Origin of the sequence: Microbacterium sp. SA39 (genome assembly GCF_000967865.1) — a bacterium.
In the GTDB taxonomy this organism is placed as follows: domain Bacteria; phylum Actinomycetota; class Actinomycetes; order Actinomycetales; family Microbacteriaceae; genus Microbacterium.
Genome location: NZ_JXRU01000026.1, coordinates 21,204 through 41,038, shown reverse-complemented (window position 1 = coordinate 41,038; position 19,835 = coordinate 21,204). Strand labels below are relative to the sequence as shown.

The window sequence follows — 19,835 nt, the reverse complement described above, 5'->3', positions numbered from 1 at the left end:
GGGAGGCGTCAGTCCGCGCTTTGTGCTAGCCGACGGCAGAGCCACCAGGTGTTGCCGTTCTCGTCGTACGTGTGCGTGAACTCGTCCAGCACCGACCGGGCAAGGGCGAGGCCTCGTCCGCTCTCGCTGTTCTCATCCGGCATCGCGACCCCGTGCCAGTCGATCGACGCCGGCGGCGCGGTGTCGACGAGCGTCGCGGTCAGGGCGTCGGATGCCAGACGGATGCCGATTCGCACCGTCACCTGGGTGGGCCCGTCGCTGTGCTGCACCATGTTGGTCGCGACCTCGCTCACCGCGAGGGTGAAGAGCGTGCGGTCCTCATCCGGCACGTCCGGAGCATCCGCCCACGCGGCGTCGAGCGCATCGAGCACGCTGTCCACCAGGGCGAGCCGCGCCGGCCCGTCGAGCTGGATGTCGAACTCGTCAGTCGCCATCGAACGCCGATTCCGGCGTGGGGTAGTCGCGGAGGACGCGGTCGAGGTTCGTGAGGTGGAGCACCGTGCGCACGGCATCCGGGACAGCGGCGATGCGCAGGTCTCCTCCCGCGACGCGCGCGCTCTTCAGGCCGCCGACGAGGGCGCCGAGGCCGGACGAGTCGACGAACTGCAGCTCGGTCATGTCGATGACGATGTGCGACTCGCCGGCGGTGACCAGATCCCCCACCGCGTTGCGCAGCAGGGGCGCGCCGGTCGCGGTCAGCCGCCCGCCGAGGGCGATCACGGCATAGCCGTCGCGGTTGTCAGTGCGCAATTCCATGGGTTTCCTTCTCGAGGGTGCGGACCGGGCCACGATATCGCGCGGCCTGGACGATGACGCTGAGGACGACGAGGTCGTAGAGGACCCACGCCGTGTTGACGAGTGTGCCGGTGCCGTCGGCGGTGCCGAGGAACACGCGCACCACTCCGATCACGAGGGCGACCGAGAGCACGGCCATGGCCGTCAACTGCGGCCAGATCTCGCCCCACGGAACACCCCGCGGATCGCGTCCGTCCTTGCGGGTCACGGCGAACGACAGCGGGCGGCCGAAGACGACGTTCGCGAAAGCGGTCCAGCACGCGCGGATCCACACGGGGAAGAGGGCAAGGGAGTACTGCTGCCCACGCCAGGTCTTGACGCCCCTCGCCACGAAGAGGAACAGCAGCTGGTTCACCAGGAAGTACGGCAGGAAGCGCACGAAGAAGTCCACCGACCACGCGGTCACCGGCAGCACCCCGAACACGAGATAGACGACCGGCGCCGTCAGATACACGACGGCCGCGAAGCCGGAGAGGTAGCTCCACATCGTCGCGAAGTACATCAGACGCTGGCCCGCCGAGAGCCCGCGCTTCGCCAGCGGATTGTCGCGGAGCATCACCTGCAGCGTCCCCTGCGCCCATCGCAGCCGCTGGGTGAGCATGGTCCGGAGGTCTTCCGGCGCCAGGCCCTTCGCCAGGATCTCGTGGTGGTAGACGCTGCGCCAGCCGAGCGAGTGCAGCTGCATCGCGGTCGCCATGTCCTCGGTGACCGAGATCGTCGCGAGCGGCAGGATCGGCTGCGCCTCGCCGCCCCGGTCGAGGCGCAGGGCGTCCAGCAGCGCGCGCACCGCGTCGAGGGCGGTGATGGGGGAGAGGTCGGATGCCGCGAGGGCATCGAGCCCGGCTTCATCGACCACCACGGCGTCGAGCTGCGCATCGTGCGCGATGGGCAGAGCGCCGAGCTCCTCCAGGTCGGCTCTGATCCCCTCGAGGTCTTCCGCGATCAGGATGCGCGAGGCGTTGTCGACCGCGGAGCGGACGCTCGCGGCGACGTCGGACACCGGCGCACCGGCCGCGAGATCGCGGCTGCCACGGCGGATCGCGACATGCAGGGCGGAGAGCTCGCGCCGCAGTCGGGGATCGGCTGCCGCGCGCATCTCCTTCTCGATCATCTGCTCCGAGGTGCGCAGAGCTCGTGTGGCCGAGTCGGTGACCTCGCGGACGTAGCCGATGATGCCGAGCTGCATGAGCGCTTCGCGGCGGAGCACGGCGTTCGAGCCGCAGAAGAACGCGGCGTTCCAGCCGTCCTTCCCCTGCTGGATCGGGCCGTAGAACAGCGGCGCCTGGCTGCCGAGGGGATCAGCGTCATCGACGTTGACGAACCACTGCGGCGTCTGCACCACGGAGACCTTCGGATCGTCGGCGAAGTAGCCGAGCGTGCGGTGCAGGATCAGCGGATCCGGGATCTGGTCGGCGTCGAGGATGAGCAGGAATTCGCCGTCGGTCTCGAACAGCGCGCTGTTGAGGTTGCCGGCCTTCGCATGGCGCGGCTTCCCGGTCCAGTCGTCGGAGCGCGTGAGGTAGCCGATGCCCGCCTCCCGAGCCGCCGCCTCGAGCTCGGGTCGCGCTCCGTCGTCGAGCACCCAGGTCGTGTGCGGGTAGGCGATCCGGGCGGCCGCCCGCGCGGTCGTCATCACCAGGTCGATCGGCTCGTTGTACGTCGTGATGAAGACGTCGACGGTTCCCTGCGGAGGGGAGACGGGTGCGGGACGCGTGCGCGCCTTCCACATGGTGAGACAGAACAGGAAGGTGTCGATCAGGCTGTAGGTCTCGGCGATCACGAGCGGCACCGCGATCCACCAGGCCGACCAGTTGACCGATTCGAGCCAACGCCAGGTGACGTAGTTCACGCCGAGCAGCACCGAGAGGAGGGCGAGGACGCGGATCGTGGCGAAGCGTGCGGTCACGGCTCGCGCCTCACCACGACCACCGTGATGTCATCCGTCGCACGGTCGTCGGACGCGAGGCGCAGTGCTTCTCGAATCGCGCCGTCGGGGCCCAGTGTCGTCAGCACGCGGTAGACGTGCGCATAGGGATCGTCGGCGTCGAGCACATCGAGCAGGCCATCGCTGCAGCAGACGAAGGCGTCGCCGGGTTCGAGGCGCGTCGCCCGCGGCTCCCTCTCCTCGGGGGGCTCGAGTCCCATGCCCATGCCGAGCGGCAGGCTGGTCGAACGCAGGTGCTCCCACGATCCGTCGGCGCGGAGGATGAACGCGAGGCTGTGGCCCGCATCGATCACCTGCAGGTCTCCGGTCTCCGGCTGCAGCTCGGCGTGTACGGCGGTCACGAACATCGAGGTGTCGGCGAGATCTTCCTCGAGAATTCGATCGGCGTCCGCGATCGCCTCGGTGATCGTGCGATCCGGCGCGGTGCGAAGGGAGGCGCGCACCGTCGCGGCGACCAGCGCGGGGCCGGTGCCCTTGCCCATGGCGTCGGCGAGGGTGATGCGCAGCGCGCCCTTGTGCAGCGTGAGGTCGTAGAAGTCGCCGGCCAGCCGACCGCGCGAGACCGCTCCGCCGGCGATCGTGTAGCCGGGCAGGACCGGATGGGTCTGCGGCCGCAGGGCTCGCTGGATGACGGCGGCGTGGTCGAGCTCGGCGTCGTTCGCGAGTTCGGACTGCACCCAGAATGCGAGGTCGCGGAGCAGGCCGCGTTGCGCCTCGTCGAGGGTGTGCGGCACGGTGTCGAGCACGCAGAGCGTGCCGATCGGCTCGCCGCCGGGGGCGTGCAGCGGATGGCCGGCGTAGAAGCGCAGATGCGGATCGCCGATGACGAACGGGTTGTCGGCGAAGATGTCGGTGTCCAGCGCGTCCTCGATGATGACGGTCCGGTCCTGACGAACGGTGTAGTCGCAGAACGAGTCCTGTCGCGGTGCTTCCGACCCTCCGAGTCCGATCTCGGACTTGCGCCACTGCCGGTCGCGGTCGAGCAGCGAGACGCTGACCATGGGGACGCCGAACATCTCCTTGGCCAATCGTGCTACTCGATCAACGCGCTCATCGCGCGGTGTGTCGAGGATCCCCAGTTCCTCGAGCGCCTGCTGTCTTCTTCGCTCGTCGAACATGTCCCGTCCCTCCACGGTTCGGTCTCATCCTAGAAGATGGCCGGGGGCGGAGAGGGCGCGACACCATCGAAAGTGTTGACTGTTAACAGTCAACACTGTTACGCTCGCGACGTCGACAACAAGGTCGACCCATGTAGAGGAGCAAAGATGCCCCGCACGCGCATCACCCGGGCGGCCGCAGCCATCGCCGCCCTGGCAGCCACGGCCCTCGTCCTGTCGGCCTGCACCAAAGTCGAAGAGACCGCCCCCGAGTCCGGTGGCGAGACGGCCGCCGAGACGACGTTCCCCGAAAAGGACATCCGTCTGATCATCCAGGCGAACCCCGGCGGAGGATCCGACCTCTCGTCACGCGCCCTCGCCGGCGAGCTGGAGAAGATCCTCGGCGTCAGCGTCATCGCGGAGAACATGCCGGGCGCCGCCGGCGCTCTCGCCATGGAGTACGTCGGCGCTCAGGAGCCCGACGGCTACGTCATCGGCTTCGCTCCCGTCGAGATCGCGATGCTGAACACCACGCAGAGCGCGAACGTCCTCCCGGAGGACTTCGACCTGCTCGGCCAGATCATGCTCGCCCCCGGCGTCATCACCGTCGGCGCGAACAGCGGCATCGACTCGCTGGAAGACCTCATCGATCAGGCGGGGTCCGGCGCGGTCACCGTCGCCAACTCCGGCGCCGGATCCATCTGGGAGGCTGCGACCCTCGGCCTCGGCGAAGCGACCGACGCCGAGTTCACTCCCGTTCCGTACGACGGTGGCGCTACCGCCGTGGCCGCCGCGGCATCCGGTGAGACCGTCGCCGCCGTCTCCGGACTCGGAGAGGCACTCGCGCAGGGCGAGGCCGTGCGCATCCTCGCCGTCATGAACGACGAGCGTCATCCCGACGCCGACGACGTCCCGACGGTCGAAGAGGCCACCGGCGACGCCGTCGAATTCGGCGGGTGGGGCGGGATCTACGCGCCCCAGGGCCTGCCGGACGACGTGAAGGAGAAGCTCGAGGCCGCCGTGAAGGAAGCCGTCGAGTCGGACACCTACCAGCAGTTCCAGAAGGATGCCGGAAACCTCGTCGTCTACCGCGACTCGGCTGAGTGGACCACCTTCGTCGACGAGCAGTTCGCCCTGTTCAAAGACCTCCTGGGCTGACAGGACCCGATCGAGAAGGCTGCGGGGCCGGGCTCATCACCGGCCCCGCAGCGCACCATCCCGCATCCGCACTTCTCCACTTGAGGAAGGAGCACCATGTCGACCTCCGACATCGCCGTGCAGGACGAACACCAGGCCGCTGCCGCCTCCCGGCCGCTCGAGATCGTCTTCGGCATCGTCGCCCTCGCCTTCATGGCGGGCTATCTCTTCCTCACCACGCAGATCCCGTTGCGCCGCGAAGCCCTCCCGGGACAGATCGACGCTCGCTTCTGGCCGATGGTGATCGCCGTCACCGGCGTCGTCGTCGCCATCGCCGTCCTCGCCATGGCGCTCACCCGGCCCGCGCCGACCCGGGAAGACCTGGATCGCATCCAGCCCGGCGGCTACCTCCGCGTCGTCCTCACTCTCGTGATCACCGGTGTCTTCATCGCCGTGTGGTCGCTGGGCTCCGTCATCCTCTTCGGCTACCGGATCGAGATCTTCCCGGTCGCCGCCGCGCTGCTGATGGCCGCCCTCATGCTCGTCTACGGCCACCGTCGTTGGCTGAGCCTCATCATCTACTCCGTCCTCGTCACGGCGTTCGTCTACGTCGTGTTCGGGATTCTCTTGAGGATTCCCCTGTGAACGCGCTCATGGAGGGGCTGAACTCGCTCCTCGACATCTCGATCCTGCTCTACATGCTCGTCGGCCTCGTGCTCGGCTTCATGGTCGGAGCCTTCCCCGGCATCACCGCGACCATGGCGGTCGCGCTCGCAGCCGGCTTCACGTTGACCCTCGAGCCCGTGCAGGGTCTCGCGGTGCTCCTCACCATCTACGTCGCCGCGAACTTCGGCGACCGGGTCCCCTCGATCCTCATCAACACTCCGGGCACACCGGCATCCATCGCCACCACCCTCGACGGATACCCGATGGCGAAGCAGGGGCGAGCCGGGCTCGCGCTCACGATCTCCGCGCTCGTCTCGGCCGTCGGCATCCTCGCGTCGCTCGTGCTGTTCGCGGTCGCCGCCGTGCCGATCGCCAGCTTCGCCCGTGACTACTTCAAATCGCCCGAGCTGTTCGCCCTCGTCGTCTTCGGCATCTCGATCATGATCGGCATCTCGTCGAAGTCGATGCTCAAGGGCATCCTGGCTGGGCTCTTCGGTCTCGCCCTCGGCACCGTGGGCACGTATGCCGCGACCGCCGACCAGCGCTACACCTTCGGGGTGCTGGAACTCGTCGAAGGCGTCAACTTCATCGCCGTGATCATCGGACTGTTCGGCATCGCCGAGCTGTTCGACCAGCTGCTCACCTACCGCAAGTCGAACGTGCGCCCCATCTCGAGCCTCGGCCGCTGGTGGCCGAACCGCTCGGAGCTCAAGGAGAGCGGGCGGGCGACCGCAGTCGGCGGGGCGGTCGGCCTCGGGGTCGGACTCATCCCGGCGGCCGGCGGCGACATCGCCGGTCTCATCGGATGGGAGCGCGCACGCAAGGCCTCGAAGCACCCCGAGATGTTCGGCAAGGGCTCGATCGAGGGCGTCGCGGCATCCGACACCGCCTCCAGCGCCACGCTCGGCGGGTCGCTCACGACCACCATGGCGCTCGGCATCCCGGGCGACTCGGTGATGGCGGTCATGATCGGCTCGATGATCATCTGGGGCATCACGCCCGGCCCGACGCTGTTCACGAACCGGCCTGACCTCGTCGTCTCGATCGTGGGCATCATGCTGATCGCCACGCTGCTGTCCCTCGCGCTGAGCCTCGTGCGCATGAAGGGCATGGTGAAGCTGCTCGACGTTCCGCAGCCGTACCTGTGGAGCGGCATCCTGATCTTCTGCATCATCGGCACCTACGCCACCTCGAACAGCCTCTCCACCGTCGTCACGATGCTCGTGTTCGGCGTGGTCGGTGTGATGCTCAAGCGCATGCAGGTGCCGGCCGGTCCGGTGGTCCTCGGCCTTCTCCTCGGCCCACTCGCCGAGGAGAACCTCGCCCGCACGCTGGCGATCCTGCCGACGCGTCCGTTCTTCGAGGTGGTCAGCCCGATCGCGATCGTGCTGCTCGCGCTCGCCGTGCTCTCGATCGTGATGCCCGCCATCCGTGCCGCACGCCGCCCGCGTGCCGAGCGGGCGTCGCTGGCCGATTCGATCCTGCACGACGAGAGCGTCGCGCAGATCGAGAAGGCGCACGGCGAGCTCGCCGCCGATCGCGATCTGCTCACGTCGACCGTGCGCACTCCCTCATCGAAGAAGACCCGCAAGGAGAACAAGAAGTGACCCGCTACGACATCCTGACCGCCGTTCCCACCGCGTTCCATCGCGACGGGAGCCTCGACCTGGAGGGCTCGCGAGCGATCTTCCGGTTCGTGGGCGGGTCGGGCAACGAAGGTGCCTTCGTCCTCGGCACCACGGGCGAGTTCCCGGCCGTCGACGCCGCCGAGTTCGAGGCTCTCGTCGAGGCGGCGCTGGCCGAGCTGAAGGACCGGATGCGCGTGATCGTGCACGTCGGCCAGCCGAGCACGTTCGAGGCCGTGCGCCTCACCCGCACCGCGCGGGCGCTCGGAGCCACCGAGTTCGCCGCCCTCACCCCGTACTACCTGCCGGCCACCGACGACTCGATCTTCGAGTACTACCTCGCGGTGTCGGATGCCGTCGGCGACGGCCGACTGTACGTGTACATCTACCCGGCGCGCAGCGGCAACCCGGTCTCGCCCGAGCTGCTGGTGCGCCTGTCGACGCTGCCGAACGTGGTCGGCGCGAAGATCAGCGAGCTCTCGCTCGACGACATCGCGGCCTATCGCGCCGCCGTCCCGGCGGACTTCGAGCTCTACACCGGTGCCGACCGCGACCTCATCGCGGCCGTCGGGGTCGGCGCGCAGGGTGTCGTCTCCGGAGTCTCGTCCGTGACGCCGAGGCCGTTCCGCGCGCTGGCCGATGCCGGTCGGTCCGGGGATGCGGCAGCGATCGCCGCCGCCCAGGTCGCGGTCGACGACGTGGTCGCGCTCATCGGTGGCGACATGGCCCGCATGAAAGAGGCGTACCGCGTGCTCGACGTCGTCGACACGCACTGCCGTATGGCGATCGCCGAGCCGACGGATGCCGAGCGCGAGGCCGTCGCGAGGGTGGTGGCCGCGCACCGCTGAGGCGGGGCTCGGAGAACGCGACTGGCGCACTTGTCCGACAAGAAACAGCGACTCGGCGGGCACTTGACGACAATCCAGCGAAGCTCTACGCTGTAGTTCGGGCTTCAAGCCCGAAATTGCGTGAAGGAGCGCTAGAACATGTCGGACAAGTATGCGGAGGAAGACCTCGACTTGTCTGACGCGCTGTATCGGCGCCTCGCCCAGCACCTGCAGCGTTCCGGCATCCAGCCCGGGGACGCGCTTCCTTCCGAAGCAGATCTCGGGGACGAGCTCGGACTGGGCCGTCAACGGGTGCGCGAAGCGCTCGGCGTACTCGAGGCATTCGGCGTCGTCGTCTCACGACAGGGTGCGCGACGCGTGTGGCGCGGCTTCCGCGCAGCGGATCTCGCAACGCGATGGATCGCCTTCGTCGACGATCCCGAGTCCGCGACGCGAGAACTGCTCGAGGTGCGGCACGCGCTCGAGACGTCGCTTCTGCCGATGGTGATCCCGCGGCTCACGACGGACGATCTCGTTCGGCTGCGGACGCTGTCGGAGCAGATGGTGGAGCGGGCTCTTCGGGGCGAGAGCTTCGCGGAACAGGACCAGCAGTTCCATCGCGGCCTGCTGGCGCCGATGGGCAACGCCTTCCTCGATCAGTTCCTGCATTCCTTCTGGGTCGTCTTCTCCGCGTCGGAGAGCGACAAGGTCGAAGAGGACCCCGTGATCGCCGCGATGCACGGCCGCATCATCGATGCGATCGAGGCCGGCGACACCCGCCGAGCCGTGCACGAGCTCGACGCGCACTTCTACGGTGTGCGCAACCGCTATCCCGACATCGCCTTCGGGGCGACGGCGGACCTGACGGTCTGAACCGACCGGTCATATCCACGCTTTCTCTCCGCGGATCTGAAATCGATTTCACGCAAGACGCCAACACCCTCAATTGATGGACGAAGGAGTACACATCATGAGCTTCACGAAGAGATTCCTCCCTGCGGTGGCTGTTCTCGGAGTCGCTGCGCTCACGGCGGGCTGCGCGAGCAGCGCACCGTCGGATGCCGAGAGCGACGGCCCCGTCGAGATCACGTACTGGCTCTGGCAGGACGACGCGACCGACGCGACCTGGACTGAGCTCGCCGAGGAGTTCAACGGCTCGCAGGACGACGTCGAGGTCGTGCTCGAGACCATACCGCTCGATCAGTATCAGAACCAACTGGTGTCGTCGGCGATGAACGGTACCGGCCCCGATGCCGCGCGGAGCAAGGACTGGTGGCTCGGGCAGTTCGCTCCCGAGGGCGCCATCGCCGACCTCACTCCCTACATCGACGAGTGGGAGGCGTCCGACGACGTCGTCGACTCCCTCTGGGCGACGGGCGAGCTGCCCGGCGAGGACGCGGTCTACATGCTCCCGCACCAGTACACGACCCTCTACCTCTACTACCGCGTCGACTACTTCGCGGAACTCGGTCTCGAGCCGCCGAAGTCGCAGCAGGACCTTCTCGATGCCGCGGCCGCGCTGACCGGCGACGGCCGCTACGGCATGGACGTGCGCGGCGGCGCAGGCGGGCAGGACCAGTGGCTCGCGTGGATGTACGCGGGCGGCGCCTCGGTCGTCGACGACAGCGGCGAGATCGTTCTCGACGATGACGACGCCGTGGCTGTCAATGAGGACTACCTGAGCATCGTCACCGACCTTCAGGCGGCGCCTCCCGGATCGATCACGGCCGCGTTCGCCGACGTGAAGACCAACTTCGTCGAGGGTCTGACCGGCATGATGATCCACCACCCCGGCTCGTTGAAGGAACTGCAGGGAGTCTTCGGCGACAATCTCGGCGTCGTGCCGATCCCCACGGGCGACGGCAAGCCGGGTGCGACGCTCGGCAGTATGAGCGGCAACGTGATCCTCGAAGGTTCCGACAAGAAGGATGCCGCGTGGGAGTGGGTCTCCTGGCTGAGCGAGGAGGCGCAGATGGAGAAGATGTCGGCCTCGCCGCAGGGACAGCTACCCGTGCTGGAGTCGGTCATCAGCACCGACGCCTACACGAGCGACCCGCAACTCGCCGTCGCCGTCGACGCGATCCGCACCGCGAAGACCTGGCCTGCCCTTGCCGGCGTGGCCGAACTCGCGGCGAAGGAGTGGAATCCGCTGATCCAGCAGGCGTTCCAAGGTGAGATCAGCAGCCAGGACGCGCTGACCACGATGGCCGACATCCTGCGCTGAGGCCGAAATGACAAGCTCCACACTCACCGAGGCCGTCGTCACCGGCCGGCCGGCTCCGCGCCGGTCGGTGACCCGGCGGCGTCGGCCGGCACGTCGGGCCACGCTCGCGCCCCTCGTGCTGCTCGCGCCGGCGGTCCTCCTCGTCGCCGTGTTCGCCGGCTATCCCCTGGTCCGATCCATCTGGTTCTCGCTCAACGACGTCAGCGTGTTCACGGGCGTCCTGGACTTCGTCGGATTCCAGAACTTCGCCAACGTGATCGGTACGGCGGAGTTCGTGCCGACCCTGGGTCGTACGGCGATCTGGACGTTCGGCGCCGTAGCCCTGCAGCTCGTGGGTGGGCTGAGCCTCGCCCTCATGCTCAACAACCGCTTCCCGATGCGGGGTGTCTACCGCGGGCTCATCATGATCCCGTGGGCCACGCCGAGTGTGCTCGTCGCGCTCATGTGGAAATGGATCCTCGATCCCAACAACGGCGTCCTCAACCAGTGGCTCCTCGGGGCCGGCATCATCGATGCGCCGATCGAGTTCCTGTCCCAGAACAGCACCGCGCTGCCGACGCTCGTCATGATCGACGTCTGGCAGGGCATCCCGCTCTTCGCGATCATGATCCTCGCCGCTCTCCAGAGTGTGTCGGGGGAGCTCAAGGAGTCGGCGCAGATCGACGGCTGCGGACCGGTGTCGGTGTTCCGGCACGTGGTTCTCCCCGCCATCCTCCCGACGATCCTCATCACCACGCTGCTCCGCCTGATCTGGACCTCGAACTACGTCGACCTGATCTTCATCCTCACCGGCGGAGGACCGGGAACCTCTTCGACCACGCTCGCCCTGGAGTCGTACCTCACCACCTACAAGGCGAGCGACTTCGGATCGGGCGCCGCCTACGCCGTCATCCAGGCGCTCTTCCTCGCGGTGTTCATCGCGCTCTACGTGCGCCTGACCAGGAAGGACGCCACCCGATGAGCTCCATGACTCCCACCCGGATGCGCGTCGGACGCTACGCCGGGAGGACCGGATTCGGGATCGCCCTGCTGGGCGTACTCGCGCTCGTGCTCGGCCCGTATATCGTCATGCTTCTCACGTCGCTCACGCCGCGTGAAGAGCTCGTCGGAGCGGGAGCGAACCTCATCCCGTCGGAGTTCACGATCGCCTCCTACGAGGAGCTCGTGACGACGACGCCCTTCCTGAACTATCTCCGCAACAGTCTGACGGTGGCGGCCATCGCGGTGCCGATCACTCTGGTCGTCTCGACGGGGGCGGCGATCGCGATGTCGCGGTTCGATTTCCGGGGTCGCGGCGCCGTGATGATCGGCCTTCTGCTCGCGCAGATGTTTCCCGCAGTGCTGCTCGTGATCTCCCTGCAGGGTCAGCTGCGCGGCATGGGCCTGATGGACACGACCCTCGGGCTGGCGCTCGTGCACTCCGCCTTCGCCACGCCGTTCGCGACCTGGCTCCTCAAGGGCTTCGCGGACTCCATCCCGCGCGAGATCGAAGAGGCCGGACAGATCGACGGCGCGTCCTCGGCGCAGATCATCCGCATCCTCCTGCTGCCGCTCCTGCGTCCCGGGATGGTTGCGGCCGGCACTTACGCGTTCATCCTCACCTGGAACGAATTCCTCTACGCCCTGACATTCACCTCGCAGACCGCCACGCGCACGCTACCCGTGGGGCTGCACCTCTTCATCGGCGAGTACCAGATCCGCTGGGATCTGCTCACCGCCGGGGGAGTGCTGTCGGTGATGCCCGTCGTGATCGGCTTCCTGATCGTGCAGAAGCGGCTCGTCGCCGGTCTCGCCGCGGGCGCCGTCAAGGGCTGACCCGCCATCCATCGCCGCCCACGCTCATCGGAAGGACCACGCGTGAAAATCGAATCCATCGACATCCAGCTCTCCCGGATCCCCCTCCCCAAGGGGCCGTGGGGAGATCAGATCCACAAGGTCACTCACATCGAGATCATCCTCGCCGACATCACGACCGACACCGGACTCGTCGGCACCGGCTTCAGCCACACCTCGGGTGTCGGCGGGCAGATGATGATGGCCGCGCTCCGCGAACTCATTCCGACGCTCATCGGCAAGGAGGTCAATCCCCGGGGCATCTGGCACCACTCGTGGCAGTACCTGCGCGACAACGGTCCGGGCGGCACCACGACTCTCGCGATCGCCGCGATCGACATCGCGCTGTGGGATCTGCTGGGTAAGAACTATCAGCAGCCGCTCGTCAAGCTGCTCGGGCAGGTCCGCGATCGGGTGGCGCTCTACGGCAGCGGCATCAACCTCAACCTGTCGGCCGAGGAGGTCGTCGAACAGGTCAAGGAGTGGAAGGCCGACGGCTACGCCGCGGGCAAGGTCAAGGTGGGAAAGCCCGACCTCGAGGAGGACGTGTACCGCCTGACGAAGATCCGCGAAGCGGTCGGCGAGTACCCGCTCATGGTCGATGCGAACCAGGGCTGGACCTACGGTGAGGCCGTGCGTGCGGTCACGCGCTTCCGCGATCTGAATCTCTACTGGGTCGAGGAGCCCCTTCGAGTCGACGACGTCGAGTCGCATGCCCGCCTTCGTGCCCGATCGCCGATCCCGATCGGCCTGGGCGAGAACGTCTACACGTTGCAGCAGTTCAACCAGTATCTGGTCGCCGACGCCTGCGACTTCATCCAGGCCGACGTGGGCAGGGTCGGCGGCATCACTCCGTACATGGACATCGCCGCGCTCGGACGCGCGTACAACGCTCCTATGACGCCCCACTTCGTCATGGAGCTCACCGCGAACGTGCTCTGTGCGGTGCCCAACGCGCTGTTCGGCGAGATGACGGACGGCGGCACGCTCTCCGACCTCGGAGTCATCACGCCGCAGCTGCCGCAGAAGGGCTTCTTCGTACCGAATCAGAACCCCGGCAACGGCCTCGAATACGACCGAGAGAACCTCGCGCGCCTCGCGGTGCGCTGAGCGGAGGAACCAACACCATGACAGACATCTTCGACGTCTCCCATCGCATCGTGCTCGTCACGGGCGGCCTCGGTCAGATCGGGGCGGCGTTCGTGCGCGAGCTGCACGCGCGTGGCGCTCGCGTCGCCGTGGCATCCCGCTCGGCCGACACCGAGGCACTGCGCCACGTCTTCCCCGACATCGCCGACAGCGATCGTCTGCTTCCCGTCGCGATCGACATCGTCTCGAAGGAGAGCGTCGAACGGGGGCTCGACGCGATCGAGCACGAGTGGGGGGCTGCGCCGGATGCCGTGATCAACAATGCCGGGATCGACACGCAGCCCAGCGCGCCGCCCGAGGTCTCCGGCCCGTTCGAGGATTTCCCGGTCGAGGTGTTCCGCGAGGTCGTGGACGTGAACCTCGTCGGCACGTTCATCGTCACCCAGGCGGCCGGCTCGCGTATGCGGGCGGCGGGCAGGTCTGGATCCATCATCAACGTCGGATCGATCTACGGCATGGTCTCGCCGGTGCAGGACATCTACTCCTACAAGGAGGAGCAGACCGGTGTGCCGTTCGTGAAGCCGGTGGCCTACTCCGCGGCGAAGTCCGGGCTCTACAACCTCACCCGCTACTGCGCCACGTACTGGGGGCGGCAGGGCATCCGCGTCAACACGCTCACGCCGTCGGGGGTCGGGCGCGACACTCAGGACGCCACGTTCCAGAAGAACTACACCGATCGCATCCCCGTCGGCCGGATGGCCGAGGCGACGGACTTCAACGGCGCAGCGGTCTTCCTGCTGTCCGATGCGTCGAGCTACATGACCGGCGCGAACCTGGTCGTCGACGGCGGGTGGACGGCATGGTGATCACCGCCGCAGAACTCGGCGTCTTGATGGCCGCGATCGCCACGCCCTATGACGCGGACGACGAAGTGGACACCGGCGCCATCACGACGCTCGTCGAGAACTACGTCTCCCGTGGAGTCGAGGGCATCTACTGCTGTGGTTCGTCCGGCGAAGGACTGCTGCTCTCGGCTGATGAGCGCACCGCCGTCGTCGAGACGGCTGTCGCCGCGGCGGACGGGCGGATCCCCGTCGTGGCGCACGTGGGCGCCCTCTCCACCAGAGAGGCGATCGACCTGGCCCAGCGAGCGCGGCGGAGCGGTGCGTCGGCGATCTCGATGATCCCTCCGATCTACTACTCCTACGGCAACCAGGCGGTCATCGACCACTATCGCGCGGTGCTCGACGCGGTGGATCTGCCGCTGATCGTCTACAACATCCCCCAGTTCACCGGGACCGAATTCACGGTCGATTCCGGTGCCGAACTCCTCGGCGACCCCCGCGTCATCGGCGTCAAGCAGACGGCGCACAACATGTACGCGCTGGAGCGGATGAAGACAGCCTTCCCGGACAAGGCCTACATCAACGGCTTCGACGAGGTTTTCGTCCCTGCCATCGCGGCGGGGGCACGAGGAACGATCGGCACGACGGTCGGACTCCAGATCGAACTGTTCCGCGCGGCCCGTGCGCTGCTTGACGCCGGAGATCTCGCGGGTGCTCAGCAGGTGCAGGCTCGGATCAACCACGTCATCGCAGAACTGGTCGCGGTCGATGTCTTCCCGGCTGCGAAGTACCTCTCCGGTCGCGATGCGGGGCGAGCGGGATCGCTCGGTGACTGCCGCCGGCCGTTCCGTCGGCTCACGGCAGAGGATCGCGCCCGCCTCGACGATCTGGGCCGCACGGTCGACGAGTATCTGGCCGAAGTCTGACCTTGGACTAAACGCCGTACAAAGTACGTTGTAGCATGTACGCTGATGAATTCGACGATCGGAGTACACATGACGGACGTGACTATGGCGAGCGCGGGAGCAGGCGCCTCCGCGGAGCAGACGCAGGAGATCCTCGACTGGTTCGCGCGCTACGACGCGCTCGTGCAGGCCGGCGACCTCGAAGGAATGGCGGACCTGGCGTCGTTCCCTCTCAACGAGGTCACCGACGACGCCGCAGGGCACGGCCTCGCCGCGCCCTGTGACCGGGAGAGGTACCTGGCACAGATGCAGGAGGTGGTCGGCGGCTCGGGCGATCTCGAGATGACGTCGACGCGGCATCCGATCTTCCTGTCGCCGGCGCTCTGCTTCGTCGTCACGGATGCCGTCTTCGTGAGCGAGGGTATCGAGACGCAGATGCGCTACGGAGACCTGCTCATGCGCACGGCGGACGGCTGGAAGTTCCAGACCATGGTGGCCGGAGGGTGGCACGAGCAGATGTGAGCGAGGGGCGCGGGTCGCGGACGCGGGAGAATGAACGGGTGACCGACGCCACCAGCTCAGGAGACCCTGCCGCGACCCTGCGTCTCCTCTGGCGCGACCACCTGCCGGAGGACACGAGCCCCCGCCGCGGCCCGCGACGGGGACTCAGTATCGACACGATCGTGAGCGCGGCCATCGCCCTTGCCGACGACGACGGGCTCGCGGCACTGACGATGCGCCGACTGGCCGACCGGCTGGGGGTGCGCCCCATGAGTCTCTACACTTACGTGCCGAGCAGGGACGAGCTCGTGGACCTCATGCTCGACGCCACCTACGCCGCGATGCCGCGTCCGTCATTGCCCGAGTCGGGATGGCAGGAGAGGGTGCGCGCGGTCGCCGAGAGCAACAAGCGGCTCTTCGAGCGGCATCCGTGGGCCGCAGAGCTGGCCACCCAGCGGCCGCCGCTCGGTCCCGGGCAGCTGGCCAAGTACGAGTACGAGCTCGCCGCCTTCGCCGGGTCGGGTCTCGACGACGTCTCGACCGACGACGCCCTCACGTATCTGCTCGGCTTCGTCCGCGGTGCCGCGCGCGACATCCACTCCGCCCGCGCGACGCAGCGCGCCACCGGCGGCGACGACCAGCAATGGTGGGATGCCGTCGGGCCGCTGCTGTCGCAGGTGCTCGACCCCGACGCCTACCCGCTCGCCTCGCGCATCGGCACCGCGGCGGGAGAGGCACATGGCAGTGCTCACGACACGGAGCACGCCTACCGCTTCGGTCTGGAGCGCACGATGAACGCCCTCGAGCGTCTCGCCGCAGGCCGCGCACCGGAGTGACCGTGACGATCATGCGCTGACGCGCCACCGGCGGTCTCGTCGAGAAGCACATGTGCGGTCCGTCGCGCAAGACCCCTGGACGCATCGGTCCGCCGCCTTACCATCCCGGCATGAAGGCGAAGCAGCACTACAACAAGCGCGAGGCCCTGGCGGGATACCTGTTCATCGCTCCCTGGCTGATCGGCTTCCTCGTCTTCACGGCTGGCGCGATGATCTACAGCCTCTACATCTCGTTCAGCAACTACAACCTCGCGACGAACACCGCGCGACCGGTCGGCATCGACAACTACGCCCGCCTGTTCGAGGACCCGCGCGTCGGCGTCTCTCTCGCGAACACGCTCTTCTACGTCGTGATGGCCGTGCCGCTCGAGATCATCTTCGCCCTGCTCCTCGCGATGCTCCTCAACCGCGTGGGCCGCGGTGCCGGCTTCTTCCGCACGCTGTACTACCTGCCGAAGATGACACCGGCCGTCGCCACGGCCGCGGTCTTCTTCCTGCTGCTCAACGGCAACTCCGGCGCGATCAACCAGTTCCTCCGGTTCTTCGGCATCGAAGGACCGCAATGGCTCGTCGACCCGGCGTGGGTCAAGCCGAGCATCGTCATCATGACGCTGTGGGGCGTGGCGGGCACCATGGTGATCTTCCTCGCAGCGCTCAAGAACGTCCCGGCCGAACTCTACGAGGTCGCGTCGCTCGACGGCGCAGGCCCCATCCGAAGGTTCTTCTCGATCACTCTGCCGATGATCTCCGGCGCGATGTTCTTCAACGTGATCGTGCTGTCGATCGCCGCCTTCCAGATCTTCGACCAGGCGTACCTGCTGTTCTGGCGAGATCAGAGCAACTCCTCGCCGGAGGCGTCGCTGTTCTATGCGATCTACCTGTTCCAGCAGGCGTTCCGTCAGTTCAACTTCGGATTCGCCGCGGCCATGGCCTGGCTGCTCTTCGCGATCATCATGATCATCACCGTCATCCAGGTGAAGTTCGGGAATCGATTCGTCTACTACGAGGGAGACCGTTGATGTCGTCGTCACTGCGTCAGGTGCCTCCTGCGGCGGTTCCCGCTCTCGAGTCCGAGACCGCCGCGGTCACCGTGCCGAAGCGCTCGCGTTGGCGTCGCGCGATCTCCCAGCCGAAGACCCTCGCCGGGCGGATCGTGCTCGCGCTCATCCTGGTCGTGTTCGGGCTGCTGTTCCTCTATCCCTTCGTCTGGTTGCTCGCCGCCAGCCTCAAGCCGCGCGGCGAGGTCTTCGACAACTCGCTGATCCCGAAGACCTTCGTCCCCGAGAACTATGTCGAGGTCTGGAACCAGCTTCCGCTGCTGAGCTGGATGTGGAACAGCGTCGCGATCGCGGTGCTCGCAGCCGGAGCGGTGGCCATCTCGAGCTCGATCGTCGCGTTCGGGTTCGCCTACTTCAAGTTCCCCGGACGCGGGCTGCTGTTCGGCCTTGTGCTCGGAACCATGATGCTTCCCGGCGCCGTCACGATGATCCCGATCTACCTCATCTGGAAGGAGACCGGGATGCTGGGCACGTGGGTACCGCTGTGGGGCATGAACCTCTTCGGCTCGGCGTTCTACATCTTCCTCCAGCGACAGTTCTTCCTGGGTCTTCCGCGAGAGCTGTTCGAGGCCGCTCGTCTCGACGGCGCCAGCTACTGGGGGCTGTTCTGGCGGATCGCGATGCCGTTGTCGATCCCCTCGTTCGTGATCGTGTTCCTGTTCGAGTTCCAGGCGAGCTGGAACAACCTGCAGGCCGCACTCATCTACCTCAATGCCGGCTCGGTCGACGACTTCACGGCCCCGCTCGGCATCGCCTATGCGATGACCAAGTACAGCCCGACCGCCGGCGGGCACGGCGACTATCAGTACGTCATGGTGGCCTCGCTCATCGTCACCCTTCCGATGCTCATCCTCTTCGCCTTCGGCCAGCGCTACTTCATCGAGGGCGTGGCCACGCAGGGACGTAAAGGATGACGGCGTGAGGGATGACGCCATGAGCCACACACCAAGAGAGAACACACGATCGAAAGGGAAAGAGATGCACAAGCGCATTCTGGGATTCGCCGCGATGGCCGCGGCATCCGCACTCGTGCTCGCCGGCTGCAGCGGAGGAGGAGCCGGTGAAGGCGGCGGTGACGCCGACTTCGACGCCGCGCCCACCGGCACGCTGAAGGCCTGGGGATTCGAGAACGCCGACGACGTCGGAACCTCGCGGATGGACTACGCCGCCGAGCAGCTGAGCGACGTCGAGGTCGACCTCGACGCCACGGTTTTCGACGCGCAGAAGTTCACCACTCGCATCGCCAGCGGCGATGTGCCCGACGTCGTGCAGATGGACCGGCGCTACGTCACCACCTACGCCGCGCAGGGGCTCATCCTGTCGCTGGACGAGTGCTTCGCCGCGCAGGACGTGACGCCCGACGAGCACTGGTATCCGTCGGTGGTCGACGACGTGACCTACGACGACGCTGTCTGGGCGGTGCCGCAGTTCTACCAGCCGCCCGCGATCCTCGTGAACAAGACCGTGCTCGCCGAGGCCGGGGTGACCCCCGACCAGATCGACACCTCGAAGCCCGACGTGCTCCTCGAGGCGATCGGCAAGATGTACGAGGAGTCGGGCGGCGTGCCGACGCGTCTCGGGCTCGACCCCGTCGCGACAGGACAGGGTCCGCTCTGGATCCTCGGCATGGGCGGTCAGCTCACCGATGACGAGGGCGCACCGACGCTCGACGACGAGAGCAACATCGCCGGCATCGAGCTGCTCAAGCAGATCACCGACGCGCAGGGTGGATTCGCGGGCGTGAAGAGCTTCACGGATTCCTTCGACACCTTCGGCGACAACAACCAGTACGTCGCCGGTCAGGTCGGCGCGCAGGTGAACGCACAGTGGTACCCGAACGTCCTCAGCCCGTACGCCGACCAGATCGACATCGAGGCGGTGCCGTTCCGTGATGCGGACGGCGAGCCGTTCTCGGTCGCGTCCGGTACCGCGTTCGTGGTTCCGGTGGGGGGCGAAGAACCCGGCGGCGGCCTGCGCCTGGATGATCAACCTCACCTCCGACGACGCGTGGATGGCGGCAGGCGAGGCTCGAGCCCAGACGCTCGAGACCGACGGCGGCCTGAACACGGGTCTCTTCACCGGTTCGCCGGCGGCCGACCAGGCGATCCGCGAGAAGTTCGTGGTCGAGACCGGCAACGCCGGATTCGACCAGGTCATCTCGACGTTCTACGACGTGGTCGACTACGGACAGTCGTTCGGCTCCTCGCCCGCGGGCCAGGAGATCCAGAACGAGCTGAACAACGCGATCACCGCGGCTCTGCTCGGCGACAAGGACCCCGAGCAGGCTCTCGCCGATGCGCAGGATGCCGCGATGCGCGCCTACGAGAACGCGACTGCGGGCTGAGCAGCCCGCACCCGGGCGGGTCGACTTCGGTCGGCCCGCCGCGCTTCGCATCGGCCCGCCCTTCTCGGAGGGGTTGATCGCCGGGTCGCGATGACGTGGAATGGCGAG

General features: G+C 67.3%; 20 protein-coding genes. 16 read left to right on the top strand and 4 right to left on the bottom strand.

Features of this window, described 5'->3' with window-relative positions:
* Positions 1-8: 8 nt before the first annotated feature.
* Genes RS85_RS03485 through RS85_RS03470 form a run of 4 tightly spaced genes read right to left on the bottom strand, consistent with a single transcriptional unit; the run spans position 9 to position 3,858 of the window.
* Positions 9-434: an ATP-binding protein gene (locus tag RS85_RS03485; RefSeq protein ID WP_046012039.1), complete on the bottom strand. Its 426-nt coding sequence runs from the start codon at positions 432-434 to the stop codon at positions 9-11.
* Positions 424-756: an STAS domain-containing protein gene (locus RS85_RS03480; protein WP_046012038.1), complete on the bottom strand. Its 333-nt coding sequence runs from the start codon at positions 754-756 to the stop codon at positions 424-426. The genes RS85_RS03485 and RS85_RS03480 overlap by 11 nt, the downstream gene beginning before the upstream one ends.
* Entirely contained in the window at positions 740-2,701 is a 1,962-nt protein-coding gene (locus RS85_RS03475) for a glycosyltransferase (RefSeq protein WP_046012037.1), read from the bottom strand. Before RS85_RS03475 ends, RS85_RS03480 begins: the two co-directional genes overlap by 17 nt.
* Positions 2,698-3,858 (bottom strand): PP2C family protein-serine/threonine phosphatase, encoded by a 1,161-nt coding sequence (locus tag RS85_RS03470; protein ID WP_046012036.1) that lies wholly within the window; start codon positions 3,856-3,858, stop codon positions 2,698-2,700. The genes RS85_RS03475 and RS85_RS03470 overlap by 4 nt, the downstream gene beginning before the upstream one ends.
* Positions 3,859-4,005: 147 nt before the next feature.
* On the opposite strand from RS85_RS03470, the gene RS85_RS03465 reads away from it, so the two are divergent.
* The 16 genes from RS85_RS03465 (at position 4,006) to RS85_RS03390 (ending at position 19,804) form a co-directional block, all read left to right on the top strand.
* Positions 4,006-4,995 carry a tripartite tricarboxylate transporter substrate binding protein gene (locus RS85_RS03465; RefSeq protein ID WP_046012035.1) on the top strand — a complete coding sequence of 330 codons (990 nt, stop codon included), beginning with the start codon at positions 4,006-4,008 and terminating at the stop codon, positions 4,993-4,995.
* 96 nt (positions 4,996-5,091) lie between these two features.
* Positions 5,092-5,619 (top strand): tripartite tricarboxylate transporter TctB family protein, encoded by a 528-nt coding sequence (locus tag RS85_RS03460; RefSeq protein WP_046012034.1) that lies wholly within the window; start codon positions 5,092-5,094, stop codon positions 5,617-5,619.
* A complete protein-coding gene (locus tag RS85_RS03455) occupies positions 5,616-7,247 on the top strand; it encodes a tripartite tricarboxylate transporter permease (RefSeq protein ID WP_046012033.1) in 1,632 nt (543 codons plus the stop codon). Before RS85_RS03460 ends, RS85_RS03455 begins: the two co-directional genes overlap by 4 nt.
* Complete coding sequence (locus RS85_RS03450) at positions 7,244-8,113, top strand: dihydrodipicolinate synthase family protein (protein WP_046012032.1); 870 nt, start codon at positions 7,244-7,246, stop codon at positions 8,111-8,113. The genes RS85_RS03455 and RS85_RS03450 overlap by 4 nt, the downstream gene beginning before the upstream one ends.
* A gap of 138 nt (positions 8,114-8,251) precedes the next feature.
* The gene (locus RS85_RS03445) at positions 8,252-8,965 is read left to right on the top strand and encodes a FadR/GntR family transcriptional regulator (RefSeq protein WP_046012031.1); all 714 of its coding nucleotides are present in this window, start codon (positions 8,252-8,254) and stop codon (positions 8,963-8,965) included.
* A 97-nt stretch (positions 8,966-9,062) separates the two neighbouring features.
* On the top strand, positions 9,063-10,316 hold the full coding sequence (locus RS85_RS03440; RefSeq protein ID WP_046012030.1) for an ABC transporter substrate-binding protein: 1,254 nt from the start codon (positions 9,063-9,065) through the stop codon (positions 10,314-10,316).
* 7 nt (positions 10,317-10,323) lie between these two features.
* Positions 10,324-11,277, top strand: coding sequence for a carbohydrate ABC transporter permease (locus RS85_RS03435; protein ID WP_052703353.1), 954 nt, complete (start codon positions 10,324-10,326; stop codon positions 11,275-11,277).
* Complete coding sequence (locus RS85_RS03430; RefSeq protein ID WP_052703351.1) at positions 11,274-12,131, top strand: carbohydrate ABC transporter permease; 858 nt, start codon at positions 11,274-11,276, stop codon at positions 12,129-12,131. The genes RS85_RS03435 and RS85_RS03430 overlap by 4 nt, the downstream gene beginning before the upstream one ends.
* 42 nt (positions 12,132-12,173) lie before the next feature.
* Positions 12,174-13,259 carry a mandelate racemase/muconate lactonizing enzyme family protein gene (locus RS85_RS03425; protein ID WP_046012029.1) on the top strand — a complete coding sequence of 362 codons (1,086 nt, stop codon included), beginning with the start codon at positions 12,174-12,176 and terminating at the stop codon, positions 13,257-13,259.
* A gap of 17 nt (positions 13,260-13,276) precedes the next feature.
* Positions 13,277-14,104, top strand: a complete 828-nt coding sequence (locus RS85_RS03420; protein WP_046012028.1) for an SDR family oxidoreductase — start codon at positions 13,277-13,279, stop codon at positions 14,102-14,104.
* The gene (locus RS85_RS03415; protein ID WP_046012099.1) at positions 14,098-15,009 is read left to right on the top strand and encodes a dihydrodipicolinate synthase family protein; all 912 of its coding nucleotides are present in this window, start codon (positions 14,098-14,100) and stop codon (positions 15,007-15,009) included. Before RS85_RS03420 ends, RS85_RS03415 begins: the two co-directional genes overlap by 7 nt.
* 69 nt (positions 15,010-15,078) lie before the next feature.
* Positions 15,079-15,510 (top strand): hypothetical protein, encoded by a 432-nt coding sequence (locus RS85_RS03410; RefSeq protein WP_046012027.1) that lies wholly within the window; start codon positions 15,079-15,081, stop codon positions 15,508-15,510.
* Between the two features lie 38 nt (positions 15,511-15,548).
* Positions 15,549-16,325 carry a TetR/AcrR family transcriptional regulator gene (locus tag RS85_RS03405; RefSeq protein ID WP_046012026.1) on the top strand — a complete coding sequence of 259 codons (777 nt, stop codon included), beginning with the start codon at positions 15,549-15,551 and terminating at the stop codon, positions 16,323-16,325.
* A 110-nt stretch (positions 16,326-16,435) separates the two neighbouring features.
* Positions 16,436-17,344 carry a carbohydrate ABC transporter permease gene (locus RS85_RS03400; RefSeq protein ID WP_046012098.1) on the top strand — a complete coding sequence of 303 codons (909 nt, stop codon included), beginning with the start codon at positions 16,436-16,438 and terminating at the stop codon, positions 17,342-17,344.
* Entirely contained in the window at positions 17,344-18,297 is a 954-nt protein-coding gene (locus tag RS85_RS03395; RefSeq protein WP_046012025.1) for a carbohydrate ABC transporter permease, read from the top strand. Before RS85_RS03400 ends, RS85_RS03395 begins: the two co-directional genes overlap by 1 nt.
* 64 nt (positions 18,298-18,361) lie before the next feature.
* Positions 18,362-19,804, top strand: a complete 1,443-nt coding sequence (locus RS85_RS03390; RefSeq protein WP_235282319.1) for an ABC transporter substrate-binding protein — start codon at positions 18,362-18,364, stop codon at positions 19,802-19,804.
* Positions 19,805-19,835: the final 31 nt, after the last annotated feature.